The organism is Mycobacterium sp. SMC-8 (genome assembly GCF_025263565.1).
GTDB lineage: Bacteria > Actinomycetota > Actinomycetes > Mycobacteriales > Mycobacteriaceae > Mycobacterium.
Window position 1 is genome coordinate 111,328 of sequence record NZ_CP079868.1, and the last position, 17,060, is coordinate 128,387.

The following is a 17,060-nucleotide window of genomic DNA, read 5'->3' on the forward strand; positions in this document are numbered from 1 at the left end:
GTCGGTGGCGGGCAGTACGCTCGGCGTCAGCAGCGCCCCGTGTCGGAGACGCGCAGTAACTCCGGGGGAAGCAGCCAAATGACAACCCGCAAGGACTCGGAGGGCTCCCTCCAGCAGCGGAAGAACCTACTCGACGACGAGATCCGCAGTTGTTCGCGCTGCGCGGGTATGAACAAGGAAGGCGTGACACAGGCTGCACCTGGCTGGGGCAATCTGTATTCCCCGGTCGTGATTGTGGGTCAAAGCCTCTGCGAGCAGTGCATGAAGCCGCAGGAGCCCTTCTTCGAGGGAAGCGGAAGCTTGCTCAACGAAAGTCTGAGGCGTGCCGACCGCGCCAAGAGCGAGACATTCATCAGCAACGTGGTGCATTGTCACCCGCCCAAGAACCGTGGGTCCTATGAGCACGAGATAGTGAACTGCTCGTCATATCTGCATCGCGAGCTCGAAATGGTCCGTCCACGATTGGTCATCGCGCTAGGCGTCGACGCCAAACGTGTTCTGTCATTCTTCTACCCCTCGGCGCGGGTATCTCCGTGGCCGTTCCGTGCGCCGAGCGGTCGGCAGCCGCGCTCGCCCTACTTGCTTTTCGCCAAGCATCCCGCCTGGATCAAGCGCCAGCACGACAGCGCACTCGAACAGGAGTACGTCCACAGTTTGGCCGACGCCTTGCGGTGGGCCTTTCACGGTGCTGCCCTCGGTCTTGAGCCCACGTGCGCTGGAATGGCCGACGTCAACGCAACGGACTGACGAACGGCCGTGACACCATCTTCGCGTCACCCAACACGATTAAGTGCCGCTTCGATGGTCGCTATCTGGATCGCGGATGTCGTGCTCAACTCGGCCTTGGTCCGCGTTCCAGCCGGGATCCCCTGGCCCATCGAATAATTCGGCTATGTCAGGCCATGTCCGCCACTCGCGTGATGTCGGGGGTGTTTCGGACGCCATCGTCCCCACCCCCTCTGACCTAGCCCTGACCTAGCCCGTGACTGCCTCAACCGACACCCAGGGTACCGGCGTCGGTCGCGCGAGGCGGTCGTTGCCGTGTGCTACCGCCCTTAGGTAACCGGACGGGGATAGACCATCGCGACAGGCCAGGCGAATATCCCGCTGTGAGAGTGGGAGATACGAGTCAAATATTCAGATCGTGCCGTGAGCCCGGATCGCGAACAGCAGGGGCTGCGGCCGCTGCCTTTCACGTGTCACCCCTGCGGGTGAGACTGACGCATGTGAGTGACAGCGAACCGCAGTGGCGGCACATCTGCGAAGTATGCGGAGTCGAGGAAATCCTGACCCCGAGTGATGCATTCAACCTCGGGTGGGACTATCCACCGAGGATGGGCCAGTTCGGCGTCGTCGGCCCCCGCTGTTGCCCGAATTGCCCCAACGTCGGAACGGTCTGGTGGGCTCTCGCGATCGACGGCTATACCGAGGACATGCTGACCGAAGCGCAGCGGGCGACGGTCAGACGCATCGCCGGTGAGCCGCAATCCATTGCGGTGCTCAGTGAGTGACTCGTATTGAGTCCTTGACGAGTGCCGTCGGGCAGCGGGGCTCGTTCGCGAGGGGTAACGTCGGCTCTCCCTACTGACTCACAGAGGTGTTGTGTGGCACAACGAACACCGAAAAAGGTGGTCGTGTCGGACGGGGCCCTTCGGAACGCTGGCCGCCGAGCCACGAAAGCCTCGGCCAAGCTGGCAGGCAGGGTAGTTCCGGACGACCATCGTCGTAGTGCAGCAGTCACGGCATATCTCGCAAAGCAGCAACCGCGCCAAAGCTGAGCTCGGAGATCTGTCGGTCCTGGCCGGCACGGTGCCCGATGCGGTCACTGGGGAAACGAGGCGCCGATGCGGGATGACTGGAGCGCCGCACGACGGTTGGTGTCGGCATTTCATTGCGGTGCTGTGGACAACTTCGTCGCCGTCGTCGACGAGATAGACACTGCTGGACGGTGGAAAGCGGTGGCGCTGGCATTATTGGGCGAGGTGGCTGCGATCGCCAACCATGTACGCGGATCAGCAGCCCAACATTTCCTGGACCAGCGATTAGCGGCTGCGCTTGACCGCGATCGGCAGACAGGGGAACCCTTAAGTGAAACCCCGGTGATATCGGATCGAGTGGTTCAGCATCGCCCGTGGCCGTTGATCTTCGTGAACTGACGCTGTTCGTCAGCGACGTCGATGCGGCCGCACGCTTCTACGAAGCGATCGGATTGGCGTTGTACTGCATCGAGGAGCCGGAACATCCACGCCATTACGACGGCGACCGCGCGGCGCCCAGTCAGCTATCTGCAACTCGGCTGCGTGGTCGAGGATATTTCGGCCACCGTTACGCGGCTCGACGCCGTCGGAGCGCCGTGGACCTGCGACCTGCCGAACTTCGTGCGCACCTCGGACCCCGAGGGCAACAAAATCACCTTGACGCAGCGCCGATGGGAAAAGACCCGGCAATGTCGGCCCGCCGTGGTTACCTATGAGTGTGGTCACCTGACTTGGCCCCACTTTGGTCGGTGTTCGTCACCAATTTTGGCCCCGGTGGGTGGGTGAGCGTTTCCGGCCGGGTGGGGCGGTGTGTCGTCACGAATTTTGGCCCCACCCTCGTTCAGATCTTTCCTGTCGCACCGTCGTCCCTGGCGGTCGTCAGGGAGGTCGGTCAGGATGCGGTCACGCGTGGAGCTGTTCGAGAAGATCAGGAAGGACCGGCGGCGCGAGGGCTTGTCGATCCGTGAGTTAGCAGATCGCCATGGCACCCATCGGCGGACGGTGCGCCAGGCACTCGCTGATGCGGTGCCCCCGCCGCGCAAGGCCTATCCGGCGCGGCCCCGGCCGGCGATCGATGAGTGGGTGTCGGTGATCGACGCCTGGCTGATCGCCGACAAGCAGGCTCCGCGCAAGCAACGCCACACCGCTCGGCGGATCTGGCAGCGTCTGGTCGCCGAGCATGGGGCTACGTGTGCGGAGGTGACGGTGTCGCGGTATGTCGCGCGTCGGCGGGTCGAGTTGGGCCTGGACCAGCAGGAGGTGTCGGTCCCGCAGGCCCATGAGGCCGGTGCCGAGGCGGAGGTCGATTTCGGTGAGTTCTACGCCACGATCGCCGGTCTGGTGGTGAAGTGCTGGATGTTCGTGATGCGACTGTCCCACTCGGGCAAAGCATTTCACGTCGCGTTCGCCACCCAGGCCCAGGAGGCGTTCCTGGAGGGCCACGTCCTGGCGTTCGAGTACTTCGGTGGGGTGCCGGCCCGGATCCGGTATGACAACCTCAAACCGGCGGTGATCCGGGTCCTCAAAGGTCGCGACCGTACCGAGTCTGAACGGTTCACCGCGCTGCGCAGTCACTACGGGTTCGACTCGTTCTTCTGCCGCCCAGGCGTCGAGGGAGCGCATGAGAAGGGCGGTGTGGAAGGTGAGATCGGCCGGTTCCGGCGACGCCACCTCGTCCCGGTCCCCACGGTCGCCTCCCTGGCCGAGCTCAACGAGGTGATCGCCGCTGCCGACGTCCTCGACGACGACCGGGTGATTACCGGGCGCCCGATCACTGTCGGGGCGGCGTTCGCCGCCGAGGCCGCTGCGTTGATGGGGCTGCCGGCTGAGGGGTTCGACTGCGCGAGGCTGCTGCACGCGCGGGTTGATAATCGGGCCAGAGTGTCTGTGCGGCAATGCTTCTACTCCGTGCCGGCCCGCTACGCCGGGCGGCGTCTACCGGTGCGTCTGGCCGCCCGCAGCGTCGAGATCTATGACGGTCCCCGGTTGGTGGCCCGCCACGAACGTGCCGCCGGACGCTACGTCGAAGTCCTCGCCCTGGACCACTACCTGGAGGTCCTGGCCACCAAACCTGGGGCGCTGCCCGGGGCGACCGCCCTGGCCCAGGCCAAGGCCCGCGGCGTGTTCACCACCAGCCATCAGCGGTACTGGGATGCCGCCCGCACCGCCCGCGGCGACGCCAAGGGCACCCGCGCTCTGATCACCGTGCTGCTGGCGCACCGCAGCCTGCCGACGGCCGCGCTGATCACCGCGATGGACCGCGCGGTCACCTCCGGATGCCTGGATCCCGAGGCGGTGATCATCGAAGCCCGCCGCGACACCACCCCGCAGGCGCCGATCGCTGCGATCGGTGCCCTGGCCCGCTACGACCGGCCCGCACCCTCGCTGACCGACTACGACGACCTGCTGACCGGAAGTGACTCATGACCACCACCGCCACCACCAAGCCGGCGACCGCTGATGCCGCCGCGCAAGCCTCCATCGGCGCCGCGGCACGCGAACTGCACCTGCCCACGGTGCGCACCGAAGCCGCCCGCCTGGCCGAGATCGCCGACCGGGAACGCCACACCCATCTGCGCTACCTCGCCGAGGTGCTGGCCGCCGAAGTCGACGACCGCACTGAACGGCGCCGCGCCCGGCGCATCAACGACGCCAAGTTCCCGCGGCTGAAACGGTTGGCGGAGTTCAACATTGACGCCGTACCCGGCATCACCCCGGCGCTGCTGGGGCAGCTGGCCGCCGGGCATTACATGGATGCCGGCGAGCCGGTTGTGCTGCTCGGGGACTCCGGAACCGGCAAATCGCATCTGCTCATCGGGCTGGGGCTGGCGGCCTGCGAGCAGGGCCGTCGAGTCCGATACGTCACCACCGCGCAACTGGTCAACGAACTCGTCGAAGCCGCCGACGAGCGCATCCTGTCCCGGGTCGTTGCCCGCTACGGACGCCTGGATCTGCTCTGTCTCGATGAACTCGGATACGTCCAAATCGACCCTCGCGGAGCAGAACTGCTGTTCCAGATCATCACCGAACGCGAAGAACGCGCGTCCGTGGCGATTGCCACCAACCTGCCGTTCAGCGAGTGGGGCACCGTCTTCCCCGACCCCCGCCTCGTTGCTGCCATCGTCGACCGCGTCACCTTCAACGCCCACATCCTCGAAACCGGCACCAAGTCCTACCGACTACGCACCAGCAAAACCGCCACCCGAGCCAAACGCGCCGACTGACCCAAGCTGGGGCCAAAATTCATGACGACGGTGGGGCCAAATCACTTGACGAAACGCATACCTACCACCGGAGCGTTGTCTGTGGGGAGAACCAGAATGGCAGAGTTCGAATACACGCAGTGGCGTCATCGGTGGCCCGAAGTTGTGGTGCAGCGCCGTACCGACGAGGCCGTTGATCTGCTAACGCGTTACTACGCCGTCACCGCTGCCGGACGACCGGCCTATTCAGGGTCGCAGTTCGAGGCAATGGCCGCGCTGAACAGCGATCCCAATTCGATTGGACCCGCGGACTTCGCCGCCGCCTCGATGCTCAGCGTGAACATCCCTGCCCAAGCGGCGATCCGCCTCCTGAGCCGCGACGCCAACGAGATCACCGCTCTGCTGCAGCAAATCCCGGTGGACGTCGACATCATCACCATCGACCCCAACGACCTTGTGCCCGGTGGGCCTGCCAGCCTGCTGTGGCAATTGCTCCGCCGAGGCAACGACGGAATGGGCAGAACCCGGACCAGCAAGCTCATCGCAGCCAAACGTCCACGGCTTGTACCCATCTGGGACAGCTTCGTCGAGCAGGCCACCGGACTGGACACCTCTGACTACTGGCGACAGTTCCAAGCGGTCCTCGCCGCCGACGATCGCGCGATATGGACCTGGTTGACTCAGATCCGCAGCGCTGTCCCGAATGTGCCTGCTGCGGTGTCGAATCTGCGGATCCTTGACGTGCTGCTGTGGATGACAGTCGATCAGCAGCGTTGATGATAGTGCGACGCTAACGGGGACTGAGGCGCTACGCGTCTAGGCCAGGGCGGTTTTCCGCGGAAAACCGTTGGTACGCGACCCTACTGGCCACAGTGTGATGTACAACACATTTTGTCGGCGGTGCTGGGATCTGATATCTCCGGGTCCCGCTTCTGCTGCGGCGGGCAGTGTTGCATTTCGTAACCGGCATCTTTCGACTCCGCTGCACGTCAGCCTGCTGCCGACATTACCTTTGGTGGAAACCTCTCCTGCAGAGGGAAATTAGCGGGTGCCGCTTTGAGTTCAGGATGCGCCGGATGCCCAGACACGCGCAGATGCTCGCTACCGCGATTATCGCAAGTACCGGTTTAGCTTCAGGCCGTGCCGGTGCTCTACCGGCAATCGAGCGGAGGCGGGCAATGGACAGACCACCCACCAGGGTGCGGGAGCGGGTCCGGGTCGAGTTGCGGCTGCCACCCCATGTGGCCCAGATGATCTACGACCGTGCGCAGCACTGGGATGTCTCACTGTCCGAGGCCGGGTCACGTCTGATCCAGATCGGCCACGACGGCTGCGACAAGGACGCTATAGACCTGTGCCGCTAGATCGCGCCGCCGCCCGCGGTGCGCCCAGGATCCATCCAGAAGTCGCGAAGTGAGGAGGAGAAGCTTCCAGAAACTGTTGACGTAAGGCACTTTTCGTCGGAAGCCCGTAAGAAACGGGAAAAGCCGGGCGGCAACCCGGCTCTCCGTCCGCCGCAAATTCGCGGCGATCTCGTTCCCTTTGGAACCTTCACCAGATCCACTCAGGAGGAACTTTGTTCATTTCATCGTGTTCGCATGCGCATGTCAACGGCTTCGCCGGTGTGTCGCGGAGCGTGTGCTGATGGGCCGTCACGGCGCCATGGCGTCGGCCGCCGACGACCCGGAGCCAGCGAAGCCAGTGGCGAGGGCCAACCACGACCAAGCCGACAGCCAACGCCACGTACTCGCGCCGTTTCACCACGACGTCAACGAGGACCGCTATCGAGCGCTGGCGGGCCGCACCATCAGAGGCGTCGAACCGCGCTACCTGGTGCCCGCGCTGGAATCAGCCAAACGCCTGTGGTGCCGTCTGGGCGACTTCGCGCTGTCCACCGACCGTATCTCGGTGGCGCATCTGGCCCGCTATCTGGCGTTCGAGGCCGAACGGGTCGGCACCTTCGACTACCGAACAGCGTTGCGCCGAGCCAACGTCGACCGACATCTCATGGACATCGCCACCCGGAAGACCAACCGGTCTATGCGCACCATCAGGTGGATCCTGTATGACGCCGGACGATTGGTGCACCCCCGGGAATATCCCGAAGCTCGAAGCCTGCCAGCCCCCCGCACCAAGAGAATCGACGCGGCCTCGCCGCAAGACATCCGTGACTGGTACACCCTGGCACCAACCCTGCCGCCGTGGCTCCGACGACGACTCACGCTCCTACTGGACCTCTGCTACGGCGCCGGCGCGCGGCCACCCGACTTCAAGGCCTTGCGCGGCACCTCCATCACGGGCGAGACCATCGACGGCCGACACATCGCCATCGTGCGATTGCAGAACACAGCTGGCGGAACACGGCTCGTTCCGGTAACCGACCCCGACATTTCCAACCGTCTGTTGGCCCTTGCGCAGAGCAAGGGATCGGATTACCTGTTGCCGGCCGCGAAGGGAGAAGTCGAGCGCAACGCGACCAACCGCATCGGCGAGCAACTCCGCGCCCGCGGTCACGGCAGCATCAGCGCGGCCGCGCTGCGTAACCGCTGGATCCTCGACCTCGCCGACCGCGTCCCAGCAGCACTTCTGCTGCAACTCGCCGACGTGGTCGACGTTCAGGTCCTCGCCGATCAACGCACCCAACTCCCCATCTACAGCATCCATCGCGCGATCGCCCTCATGACGGAAGGCTGAACCATGATCACGGACTTTGAAAGCTCATACCGCCTGTCAGACAACCTCTTTCGTGAAGCCAAGGTCATCATCGAGCGATCACAAGCGGCGGAGATGATCGACGATTTCTTTGCCCAGCATCGCGGTGCCGGCGGACAGGACTGCACCGGAATCCGCTACACCATCTCTGCCGTGCTCGTCGCAGCCCTGGGACTGTTGATGCTGGGGAGAACCCCGACCTACAAGGCCATCCAACAGGCCATCGGCGACCTCAGCCCGCGACAACTCGCCGAAGTCGGCATGGGAGGGCAAGACACCTCCCGCATCTTCGCCGACCGCGCCGAGCAACGCCGCGAGCGGACACGCTTCGTCGCCTGGCTCAACCGCCGCCTCGCACCACTGGATCCCAGCCCCGACCAACCAGCACGACGAATCACCAACGCCGAACACCGCCGCATCATCGCCCACCGCAGCACCGAACAACGCGCAGCGAGCGGAGAAGCCACCGAACGCCTGCGAACGGTCATGAATCGCATCGTCTTCGGGTCCATCGTCGATCCGCAGCCACCCGAGGCCGTCGGTGACATCGTGGCCGACGAGACGATCTTCGACCTCGCCGGCCCCTCAGCTGGGCTGGGGATAAAACCCGACAAACAGCGCGGAGCCGCATACTTCGGCAGTTACTACTCCCGAGATAAGCACTCCACCACCGTCCATCAAGATGCCAGCGGCGGCGGAAAGCGGGGCTTCGGCGTCGGACTGACCGCTGTTATACGCGTTGGACCACCGGAGCAGCTGCACGCGGTCGCCCCCGTCATCATCGGAATCGACGTCCATCCACCCACCTCCGGGAGCACCGAAGGACTCGACGTGGCGATCACTCACGCCAAACGCAATGGCCTCGACACGCGGCGCGCGGGACGGGCACGCCTACCCCGCCTTGCCGTCGACATGGGCTACAACCCCAAAGACGGTTTCGCACGCCTCATGCTCGACCACCAGTACGCCGCCGTCGTGCGGTACCCACAGCACTGGACGCTCACCGATACCGCGGCCAATCCACCCGGCGCCACCACAGACGCCCCGCCGGGACCCATCCAGTTCGCCGGCTCGTTCTACTGCCCGGCCGCAGCCGACCTACTTGCCCAACACCACATGCCCAAAACCCGCGACCTGCTGGCCGACAACGGGTGGGAGGCGCACGACCGCCGCCTGGCAAGTGTCCTGCCCTTCCTGATGGGCCTGAACTCCCGGCCGCGACTGAGCCGACCACGTGGACGCCCACCCCTGGGAGTCGAACCACGACTCGACGTGAAGGCGGAGCTGGTCTGCCCTGCCGTGCAACTGCGCGTCCAATGCCCACTCAAACCGGCCTCGTTGACACGTGCAGCCTTCGGCGCCCCCACGGCAGCGCCGACCTGGCAAGCAGGCGACCGGCAAAGCTGCGCCCAGTCGATCGTCACCGTCACTCTCACACCCAGTCAGCTCAAGAAGGCCCAATGGGGACCGGTCGGCGCCAGCTGGGAACACACGCTGTACTTCGAGGCAGCGCGCGCTCGAACCGAGCAGACCTTCAGCATCCTCAAGTCGGCCCACGTCACCAAGCTCGTCGACCTCAAATGGGGCCCCCGACGCGAACCCATGGTCAAGCTCCTGATGGCGCTCGCCGTAGCCAGCACGAATCACCGCATCCAGAAGACCTACCGGTCACGCCAGGCTCGCGAAGAATCCATCGACGTCCGCCGACGCCAGCTCCGCGACCACCTCGGACACGAACCTGCCAAGACACCGCCCCTGACCTGACGAGACCCAACCCGCAGCGGGCCGCGCGAACAACGCGCCGGCCCGCTTCGGCATGCCCAACGCGTCCAGATAAATCCCGGCCAAAAATTACCGGTCAAGGGAAGGTCTGATCCACCCCGGCATGTCGGGAGGTTCTCTTATCTGAGTGCCTCCTCGGTATGAGGGTGCCGTTGGCGATGGTAATAGAGGGCTTCGGCCCGGTCCGGAGTCAGGTCCTGGCAGTAGCCATTCGGTCGCTGCCGGTTGTAGAAAGCCACCCATTCGGCGGTTGCCAGCGAGAGGTCGGCGGCACCGGGATACGGCGGCTGGTGGTCGATGAGTTCGGTCTTGTAGCTGCTGTTCACCGATTCGGCCAAGGCGTTGTCGAAGCTATCGCCCACCGATCCGACTGAGGGCAGGATCCCTTCAGCGGCCAAGTGTTCAGTGAACGCTACCGCCGTATATTGAGAGCCCGCATCGCTGTGATGGATCAGATCATCCAAAAATGTTGCACCAGAACGCTTCCTGGTATCTATGGCGTGGTTGATCGCATCGGTCACCAGCTTCTGGGTCATCTCGGTGGCCACCTTCCAGCCTACGATCTTGCGGGCGTAGACGTCGGTCACGAACGCTGTGTAGGCCCAGCCGGCACGGGTCCGGCAGTACGTGAAATCGGCCACCCACAAACGGTCCGGCGCGCCGGCGACGAAATGCCGCGCGACCCGATCCGGAGCTCGCGTTGCTGCCGGATCAGCAATGGTGGTGCGCACCCGGCGGCGCTTGCACGCACCCCGCCAACCCATCTCCCGCATGACCCGCTCCACAACACACCGTGAGACATCGAGTCCGTTGGTACGCAACACAATCCACGTCTTACGGGCACCCAGAACCGCGAACAGCTTGTTGGATCGGCGCAGCCGCCAGATGGCGTCGATCACCTGCGCATCAGTCCAGTCCGCCTTCGAGGGGCCACGGCGGGCGCGGTGGGCGTAATACGTCGACGGGGCGATCACGACGCCGAACTCCGAGAGCACGGCGCACATCGACTCGACACCCCACTTGAGACCATCAGCGCCCACACGCATGTGCTGGTGGGCGCTGATGAACTCCACGACTACTGAGACGGCCGGTCGAGCTCGGCAGCGAAGAAAACCGACGCCGCCTTCAAAATCGCGTTGGCCCGCTTGAGTTCAGCGTTCTCCCGGCGCAGCTTGCGCAGGACCTCGGATTCCTCGCTGGTCTGCCCAGCCCGATCTCCGGCGTCGATCTCGGCCTGGCGGACCCATTTGCGCACCGTCTCGGCGGTACCGACGCCCAGCAGATCAGCAACCCGGCCCATCGCCTCCCACTCCGAGACCGTGTCGCTGCGCAGATCGGCCACCATCTGCACCGCTCGCGCCTTCAGCTCGTCTGGATACCGCTTCGATGACTTCGTTCCCACGTGCCCATCCTTCCCAACAGAAGAACTCTCCGGACACGCCGGGGCGGATCAGTCGCCGGCAGCGCTGTCTCCCGCGGCAGATCCGCGAGCCTGCATCGGCGCCGAACTCGCACAAGAAGCCGCCACACGGCCTCGTCAACCCGCACCGCGGGGTAATCCAGTTCGCGTTGCGTGCGCCGAATAATTCGCTGGAGATTCCACATAAAACCGCTGGAACCGATTTCGCGAAGGGCGCTCGGAACAGCTGAAACGTACCGCACACCACGGAGCGGTTCTACGAACTGCAGGCATAAAGGTCACGATCCAGAAATGGGTCGTGACCTTTGTTTTTGTGTGGGCAGCCTCGAAGGAGTGCGCCTGATCCACAGATGCGGGAGTTAGAGGCGCAAGTCCCCGGGAAGCTTGTGAACCGCCAGTTCGACAGTTCGGACTTTGACTTGTTGGAAATGGCGTCTGGGGATTGAGCCTTCAACCATTTCCCAATTGCTGCTGTCCTCGGCCGTCGGTCGTGCCGGCGCGGGGGGTCCATGCCGGCGGCGTGTTCGGCGAAGGCCTCGTTGTCGGACACGACGAGTACCTTGACGCCCGCACGATGTGCGCCCACCTGGTCGTCTACTCAAACGTCCGGTCGGCGGGTTACGGGGATTGGAGTCAGGTGCGGAAGCGATGCAAGAAGAGGGGGCCCAAAGGCGCTCCTCGTCGAAGGCAGCTTGATCCACTTGGTCTCAGACAAGACGGCGGTCCTGCCAGATTCGAAAAAGGCGATCTCGCCGATATGGTCAGCGATATAAGCCTTTTCGCCGGTTGTAAGTCAGTTGCCGCGGTGCGGACCATTTTGCGCGAACAGATCCAGCTTGAGGTCGATGCGATGGCGGCTCTGGTACGAGACGCCGACGCGTTCGACGTCATTGAGCTGATGCGACTACGTGAACTCGGTGTGGCTCCCCAAGCTGCGCCCGGTGGCAGCGCGCTTGTCATCGAGATCGTGGCCGCCGTGTTGCTTTCTCGGGGATCTCGGAAACCGAGCGCACTTCCGCGCGACGAAACCAGACCCCACGTGGCTGTGAACGAGTTACATCAGCGCGCCTTGCGCTTGATGCGGCTTGCGCAGGCGCGCCAACTCGCCGAGGCGGCCTTGAACGGTGACCCTCTCTCGATGCTCGCCGCCGAGTATCAAGGCGCGGTCATGGGCATCCGCAACTTGCAGTACAGCAGCGTTCGGGATGCGCACGAAGCTCGGCTCTTCGACAACGAGCGGGCGGCTAGCCTCATGCAAAAACACTTGGGATACACCTACCCGCAGGTCGTCGCAGTTCGTGAAGGCATCAGGGAGGTGTCATCGCAGCGGATGACTGAGCTCCGGAATGGAACCGCGGAGATCATGTTGCGCAACCAGGGCGTTCCGCCAGGCCAGATACCAGCAGCCGAAGCGGAGGAAGTGGTGTCGCAAATGGTTGCTCTGATGTTTCTGCCGGGAGATCGGGCCACGATTTCCGCGAACGACGTTGCGCCCTTGGCAGGTGTCGACGATGAGACGGCGCTTGCTGTCTTGACTTCGTTCTCTCAGTTCTTCGACTCAGCGATATCTGCGACGGACCGTATCTACGACATGCTGGTCGGGACGAATCCGTTCTTGGGCACGCCGCTCGTTTCCGACGGTGCCGGCCACTTTGTATCGACGTCAAATGAGGTGGGAAACGACTCGTTGCGGAGGATCTTCGAGAAGGCGCTCACTTCGAACGGTAAGGATTTCACCGCGTACGACCAGAAAATTCGCGTCGCAATGAGCGAGCAGATCGCGCTCGACGGGCTCGCGTCGATTCTTGAGACCGCCCCGTCGCACACTGCATTCAAGTACTTTGCACCCGAAAAAAACGAGGAAATCGGCCAGCTTGGGTCCGGGTGTGCGAACCCCGCCGCGGTCGGCAAGCAAGTTGAAGGCGATGGCCTCTTCATCATCGACGACGTTGCGATCGTCGTGGAGACGAAAGGCAAGTCGATGGCCGAGCAGTCGCGACGAGGAGACGTCACACGACTTTCGCGCGATCTCGCCGCAACCATCGGCGACGCTTGTGAACAGGCTAAACGGATCGAACGTCTCATCGAAATCAACCGGGGCATCTGGCTCGCCGACAAGAGCTGGCTGGACTTGTCGCAAATCCGGGAGGTCCGTTGCGTGGCGGCGCTTCTAGACGATGTCGGCCCACTGGGTACCGCGATCGGTCGACTGCAGCAGGCCGGAATTGTGGGCGAGGACAAACCCCCATGGATCACCTCGCTGCACGACCTCACTACCATCGCCGCCGTTTGCGATCGACCTGCAGAGTTCTTGCACTACCTCAGGGTTCGAACGGACAGTCCGGTCACCACTCACTTCTGGGCACTTGACGAACTTGACCTTTACATGACCTTCCTCCAAGGAGATCTCTGGGTCGACGCTGATGAGGAAGACGCCGTCAACATGGTCGACGACCATTGCGTCGAGCTCAACGCATGGATGGATCGGCACGAACACGAGGGGACCGAATTACCCGAGAAGCCGTCATTCAACGCCGTCCCAGCGATGCTGGAGCTCGTTGACGCGATCGCCGCCTTACGCCAACCAGGGTGGCTGCGCTGCGGGGCCGACCTTCTCTCGTTGGCGGGCGAGGCGCAACAACAGCTGCTCGACATGATCGTTGAACTTGGCCGTCGGACCGAGGATGACAGCGACGAACACCACGGGGCCTTCTCATTCGAGAGCACGTGGGAGCGTCCAGCCTTCTTCCTATCGATCTGTCCGAATGGAATGGAAATCGACGATGTTGAGGCGCAACTCTTCGCATATATGCGAGCGAAGTCCACGCAGATCGGGTCCGAGCGCTCCTACGGCCTCATATTCGACACCCACCAACAATTGAGACGGTTTCTCTACTTGTAGGCTATTTCTGGCGCGGCCCTTCGAAGTACACACTGCCTAACCTCGACGTTTCGTGAAATAGGCTGTTGACACGACCTGTAATGCACGGAAGTGCCTGTCCTGTTTGAGAAAATGTGACTTGTCTAGGGTCCATGTTCACAAAGCGGGAAGGCACTCCGTAGGTGAAGCGTAGCGCGGTTCGTTCTCTGCTGGTGGATTCAGGTCGCGAGTCGTTGGTCTCGTCGGCCGGCGGGCTGCTGTTGGCTCGGACGCTGCACGTCTCGGGACTGGAAAAGGCCATGTCAGAGGTCTTGAAGCGGTGGCGGGCACCACGAACCCTGCACGACCCGGCCAAGGTGCTCACCGATGTCGCGATCGCGGTGGCACTCGGCGGTGACTGTGCCGCCGATATCGCGGTGGTGCGTGCTCAGCCCGAGCTGTTCGGGGCGGTGGCCTCCGATGCCACCGTGTCACGTCTGATCGCCACGCTGGCCGGCGACGTCGATGCCGCCGTTGCGGCGATCCGCGCGGCCCGGGCAGCAGCCCGCGCGCACATATGGCGGCGCCAGCAACCGCTGGCCGGTACCTCAGGCAGCCAGGTCATCGTCGATCTGGACGCCACCCTGGTGACCGCCCACAGCGACAAACAGGGCGCCACCCCAACCTTCAAGTACGGATACGGGTTTCATCCCATGCTCGCCTTCGTCGACCACGGCAGCCACGGATCCGGTGAAGCCCTGGTCGGGTTGCTGCGACCCGGCTCAGCCGGCTCCAACAGCGCTGCTGACCACATCAGTGTCCTGGATGCCGCGTTGGCCCAACTGCCCGAACCCGAACGGGCCCGGGTGCTGGTGCGCACCGACACCGGTGGCGGGGTCAAGGACTTCCTGCACCACATCACCGACCTGGGACTGCAGTACTCAGTCGGGTTCTACGGCATGCCCCCGATCGTCGAAGCGCTGCGCCGGGTCCCGCGGCGGGCGTGGCGGGCTGCCCTCGACGGCGACGGCACACCACGCGAGGGCGCCCAGGTCGCTGAGTTGACCCGCTACCTGCCCGACACGCTGAAAGGCTGGCCGGCAGGGATGCGGGTCATCGCCCGCCGAGAACGTCCCCATCCCGGCGCGCAGTTGCGCCTGACCGATGACAACGGGTGGCGGATCACGTGCTTTGCGACCAACACCCGCGGTTGGTCGATCTGCGATCTCGAAGTCCGGCACCGTCAACGCGCCCGCGCGGAAGACCGCATCCGCAACCTCAAAGACACCGGACTGACCAACCTGCCGTTTCACGGGTTCGCCCAGAATCAGATCTGGCTGGAGATCACCCTGCTGGCCGCTGACCTGCTGGTCTGGACCCAAGTCCTGGCCTTCACCGGCCACCCGGCCAGAGGCTGGGAACCCAAACGACTACGCCTGCGCCTGCTTGCCGTCGCCGGACGCATCATCACCTCAGGGCGTCGCCGCTACCTACGGCTGCCAAGAGGCTGGCCGTGGAGCGACCTCATCGAATTCGGCTGGACCGCACTGCAACCCACCTAAAACACAGAAACCATTCCGACGAGCAAAGGACCCAGGAGCACCGGCGAGACGCAACGCCGGAACCCCAGGCCGCCCACGTCAGAACCGCCCACCCACGCCACGAAAAGACCTCAACTACCCGCCACGTGAAAGATCGAGGCTAATGGGAGTCGACCAGCGAGTCTTCACCCGATAGCGATCTGTTGAGGGGACGCTGGTCACCGAGCCGCTGGCCGGTGAGCACTGTGCACGCCCTGAGGCGCTTTTCGACTTCTAGGGCTAGATCGTGCCCCGGCCGGTCGGTGAGGTCACCTATAGCGCTGATGGGGTGTCGTGCTTCGAGCACTGATCCATTAGGTTGCCGCCGGGTGTCCTTCGGCTCGAACAGGTTTCACCCGATATCGAGCAGGGAGGCGAGTTGACGATCTTCGTTGGAGACGATTGGGCCGAGGACCACCACGACATACATTTGATGGACGCCGACGGGATCACGCTGGCATCGCGTCGGCTCCCGGAGGGACTTGCCGGGATCGGTGGGTTCCACGAACTGGTGGCCACCCACGCCGACGAACCTGACCAGGTGGTGATCGGCATCGAAACCGACCGCGGCTTGTGGGTCGAAGCGCTGGCCGGAGCCGGTTACCAGGTGTTCGCCGTCAACCCGCTCGCGGTGGCCCGCTACCGCGACCGCCACCAGGTATCGGGCGCGAAGTCCGATGCCGCCGACGCCAAGGTGTTGGCCGATCTGGTGCGCACCGACCGCCACAACCACCGTCCGATCGCCGGGGACACCCCCGACGTGGAGGCGATCAAGGTGCTGGCCCGGACCCATCAGAACCTGATCTGGGCGCGCAACCGCAACACCAACGCACTGCGCTCGGCGCTGCGGGAGTACTACCCGGGCGCGTTGGAGGCCTTCGACTCGCTGTCTGACCGCGATGCCCTGGCCATCCTGGGTCGCGCATTCACCCCGGCCGACGCCCGCCCGCTTGAGCGTCTCCAAGATCCGATCGGCACTCAAAGCCGCGGGCCGACAACGCAACCTCGACGCCAGAGCGCTGGAGATTCAAACCGCCCTGCGCACCGAGCACCTCGCCGCCCCGCCCGCGGTCACCGCCGCGTTCGGGGCGAGCACCCGCGCAGCGGTCGCCATCATCGCCGAGATCAACCATCAGATCGCCGCCCTCGAGACCGAACTGGCGACACATTTTGAGACACACCCGGACGCCGACATCTACCTCTCCCTGCCAGGACTCGGTGTCATCCTCGGCGCCCGGGTGCTCGGTGAGTTCGGGGACGACCCGAACCGCTACACCACCGGCAAGTCTCGCAAAAACTACGCCGGAACCTCACCACTAACCGTCGCGTCGGGCAAGAAACGCGCCGTGCTGGCCCGCCACGTCCGCAACCGCCGCCTCTACGACGCGATCGACCAATGGGCCTTCTGCGCCCTGACCAACAGTCCCGGTGCCCGCACGTTCTATGACCAGCACCGCGCCGCCGGCGATACCCACCACCAAGCCTTACGCGCCCTCGGTAACCGCCTCGTCGGCATCCTGCACGGCTGCCTGCGCCACCACACCGCCTACGACGAACACAAAGCCTGGGCACACCGCCAGCCCACCCCAGATACCCAAGCCGCTTGACAACCTACGGTCCTGGGATGTCTAGCCCCGCCGCAACACTTCGGTTCGCCAACAAACAAGATCTTTTCGCGAGCAGCCTGCCCACGGGTTACGCAGACCAGTGCGTGTTTGTCGGGGGCATGCGGTAGGAGACGTATGT

Annotated in this window: 13 protein-coding genes and 1 pseudogene; 13 read left to right on the forward strand and 1 reads right to left on the reverse strand. The window is 64.1% G+C overall.

What is annotated here, in order from left to right; all coding sequences use genetic code 11:
- The first annotated feature begins 78 nt into the window (after nucleotides 1-78).
- From KXD97_RS32980 to KXD97_RS33025, 10 genes are all read left to right on the forward strand, one after another.
- Complete coding sequence (locus KXD97_RS32980; protein WP_260758549.1) at nucleotides 79-747, forward strand: uracil-DNA glycosylase family protein; 669 nt, start codon at nucleotides 79-81, stop codon at nucleotides 745-747.
- 479 nt (nucleotides 748-1,226) lie between these two features.
- Nucleotides 1,227-1,511 carry a hypothetical protein gene (locus KXD97_RS32985; protein ID WP_260758551.1) on the forward strand — a complete coding sequence of 95 codons (285 nt, stop codon included), beginning with the start codon at nucleotides 1,227-1,229 and terminating at the stop codon, nucleotides 1,509-1,511.
- A gap of 333 nt (nucleotides 1,512-1,844) precedes the next feature.
- Nucleotides 1,845-2,156: a hypothetical protein gene (locus KXD97_RS32990; RefSeq protein ID WP_260758552.1), complete on the forward strand. Its 312-nt coding sequence runs from the start codon at nucleotides 1,845-1,847 to the stop codon at nucleotides 2,154-2,156.
- Nucleotides 2,132-2,473, forward strand: a complete 342-nt coding sequence (locus tag KXD97_RS32995; protein ID WP_260758553.1) for a hypothetical protein — start codon at nucleotides 2,132-2,134, stop codon at nucleotides 2,471-2,473. Before KXD97_RS32990 ends, KXD97_RS32995 begins: the two co-directional genes overlap by 25 nt.
- A 181-nt stretch (nucleotides 2,474-2,654) precedes the next feature.
- On the forward strand, nucleotides 2,655-4,184 hold the full coding sequence (gene istA / locus KXD97_RS33000) for an IS21 family transposase (RefSeq protein WP_260751889.1): 1,530 nt from the start codon (nucleotides 2,655-2,657) through the stop codon (nucleotides 4,182-4,184).
- Nucleotides 4,181-4,981, forward strand: a complete 801-nt coding sequence (gene istB, locus KXD97_RS33005) for an IS21-like element helper ATPase IstB (protein WP_260751888.1) — start codon at nucleotides 4,181-4,183, stop codon at nucleotides 4,979-4,981. The genes istA and istB overlap by 4 nt, the downstream gene beginning before the upstream one ends.
- Nucleotides 4,982-5,077: 96 nt before the next feature.
- Nucleotides 5,078-5,737 (forward strand): DUF6308 family protein, encoded by a 660-nt coding sequence (locus KXD97_RS33010; RefSeq protein WP_260758555.1) that lies wholly within the window; start codon nucleotides 5,078-5,080, stop codon nucleotides 5,735-5,737.
- Nucleotides 5,738-6,138: 401 nt separating this feature from the next.
- On the forward strand, nucleotides 6,139-6,324 hold the full coding sequence (locus tag KXD97_RS33015; RefSeq protein WP_024445149.1) for a hypothetical protein: 186 nt from the start codon (nucleotides 6,139-6,141) through the stop codon (nucleotides 6,322-6,324).
- Nucleotides 6,325-6,604: 280 nt separating this feature from the next.
- Entirely contained in the window at nucleotides 6,605-7,654 is a 1,050-nt protein-coding gene (locus KXD97_RS33020; protein WP_260758557.1) for a hypothetical protein, read from the forward strand.
- A 3-nt stretch (nucleotides 7,655-7,657) separates the two neighbouring features.
- Nucleotides 7,658-9,436: a hypothetical protein gene (locus KXD97_RS33025; RefSeq protein ID WP_260758558.1), complete on the forward strand. Its 1,779-nt coding sequence runs from the start codon at nucleotides 7,658-7,660 to the stop codon at nucleotides 9,434-9,436.
- Between the two features lie 137 nt (nucleotides 9,437-9,573).
- On the opposite strand, the gene KXD97_RS33030 is transcribed toward KXD97_RS33025, so the two are convergent.
- Nucleotides 9,574-10,799 (reverse strand): IS3 family transposase gene (locus KXD97_RS33030; protein ID WP_260757937.1). Its coding sequence is split into 2 segments (ribosomal slippage): nucleotides 9,574-10,568 and nucleotides 10,568-10,799, totalling 1,227 coding nucleotides; the frame shifts between segments, so codons are not numbered across the junction.
- 595 nt (nucleotides 10,800-11,394) lie between these two features.
- On the opposite strand from KXD97_RS33030, the gene KXD97_RS33035 reads away from it, so the two are divergent.
- The 3 genes and pseudogenes from KXD97_RS33035 to KXD97_RS33045 all read left to right on the forward strand — a co-directional run bounded on the left by KXD97_RS33035 (nucleotide 11,395) and on the right by KXD97_RS33045 (nucleotide 16,921).
- The gene (locus KXD97_RS33035) at nucleotides 11,395-13,776 is read left to right on the forward strand and encodes a hypothetical protein (RefSeq protein WP_260758560.1); all 2,382 of its coding nucleotides are present in this window, start codon (nucleotides 11,395-11,397) and stop codon (nucleotides 13,774-13,776) included.
- A gap of 161 nt (nucleotides 13,777-13,937) precedes the next feature.
- The gene (locus tag KXD97_RS33040) at nucleotides 13,938-15,296 is read left to right on the forward strand and encodes an IS1380 family transposase (RefSeq protein ID WP_313901315.1); all 1,359 of its coding nucleotides are present in this window, start codon (nucleotides 13,938-13,940) and stop codon (nucleotides 15,294-15,296) included.
- 451 nt (nucleotides 15,297-15,747) lie between these two features.
- A pseudogene (locus KXD97_RS33045) lies at nucleotides 15,748-16,921 on the forward strand (IS110 family transposase).
- The last annotated feature ends 139 nt before the right edge of the window (nucleotides 16,922-17,060 follow it).

Coding starts and splice junctions, on each gene's coding strand:
- KXD97_RS32980 (WP_260758549.1), top strand. CDS start 79: ATGACAACCCGCAAGGACTCGGAGGGCTCCCTCCAGCAGCGGAAGAAC.
- KXD97_RS32990 (WP_260758552.1), top strand. CDS start 1,845: ATGCGGGATGACTGGAGCGCCGCACGACGGTTGGTGTCGGCATTTCAT.
- istA (WP_260751889.1), top strand. CDS start 2,655: ATGCGGTCACGCGTGGAGCTGTTCGAGAAGATCAGGAAGGACCGGCGG.
- istB (WP_260751888.1), top strand. CDS start 4,181: ATGACCACCACCGCCACCACCAAGCCGGCGACCGCTGATGCCGCCGCG.
- KXD97_RS33010 (WP_260758555.1), top strand. CDS start 5,078: ATGGCAGAGTTCGAATACACGCAGTGGCGTCATCGGTGGCCCGAAGTT.
- KXD97_RS33015 (WP_024445149.1), top strand. CDS start 6,139: ATGGACAGACCACCCACCAGGGTGCGGGAGCGGGTCCGGGTCGAGTTG.
- KXD97_RS33020 (WP_260758557.1), top strand. CDS start 6,605: ATGGGCCGTCACGGCGCCATGGCGTCGGCCGCCGACGACCCGGAGCCA.
- KXD97_RS33025 (WP_260758558.1), top strand. CDS start 7,658: ATGATCACGGACTTTGAAAGCTCATACCGCCTGTCAGACAACCTCTTT.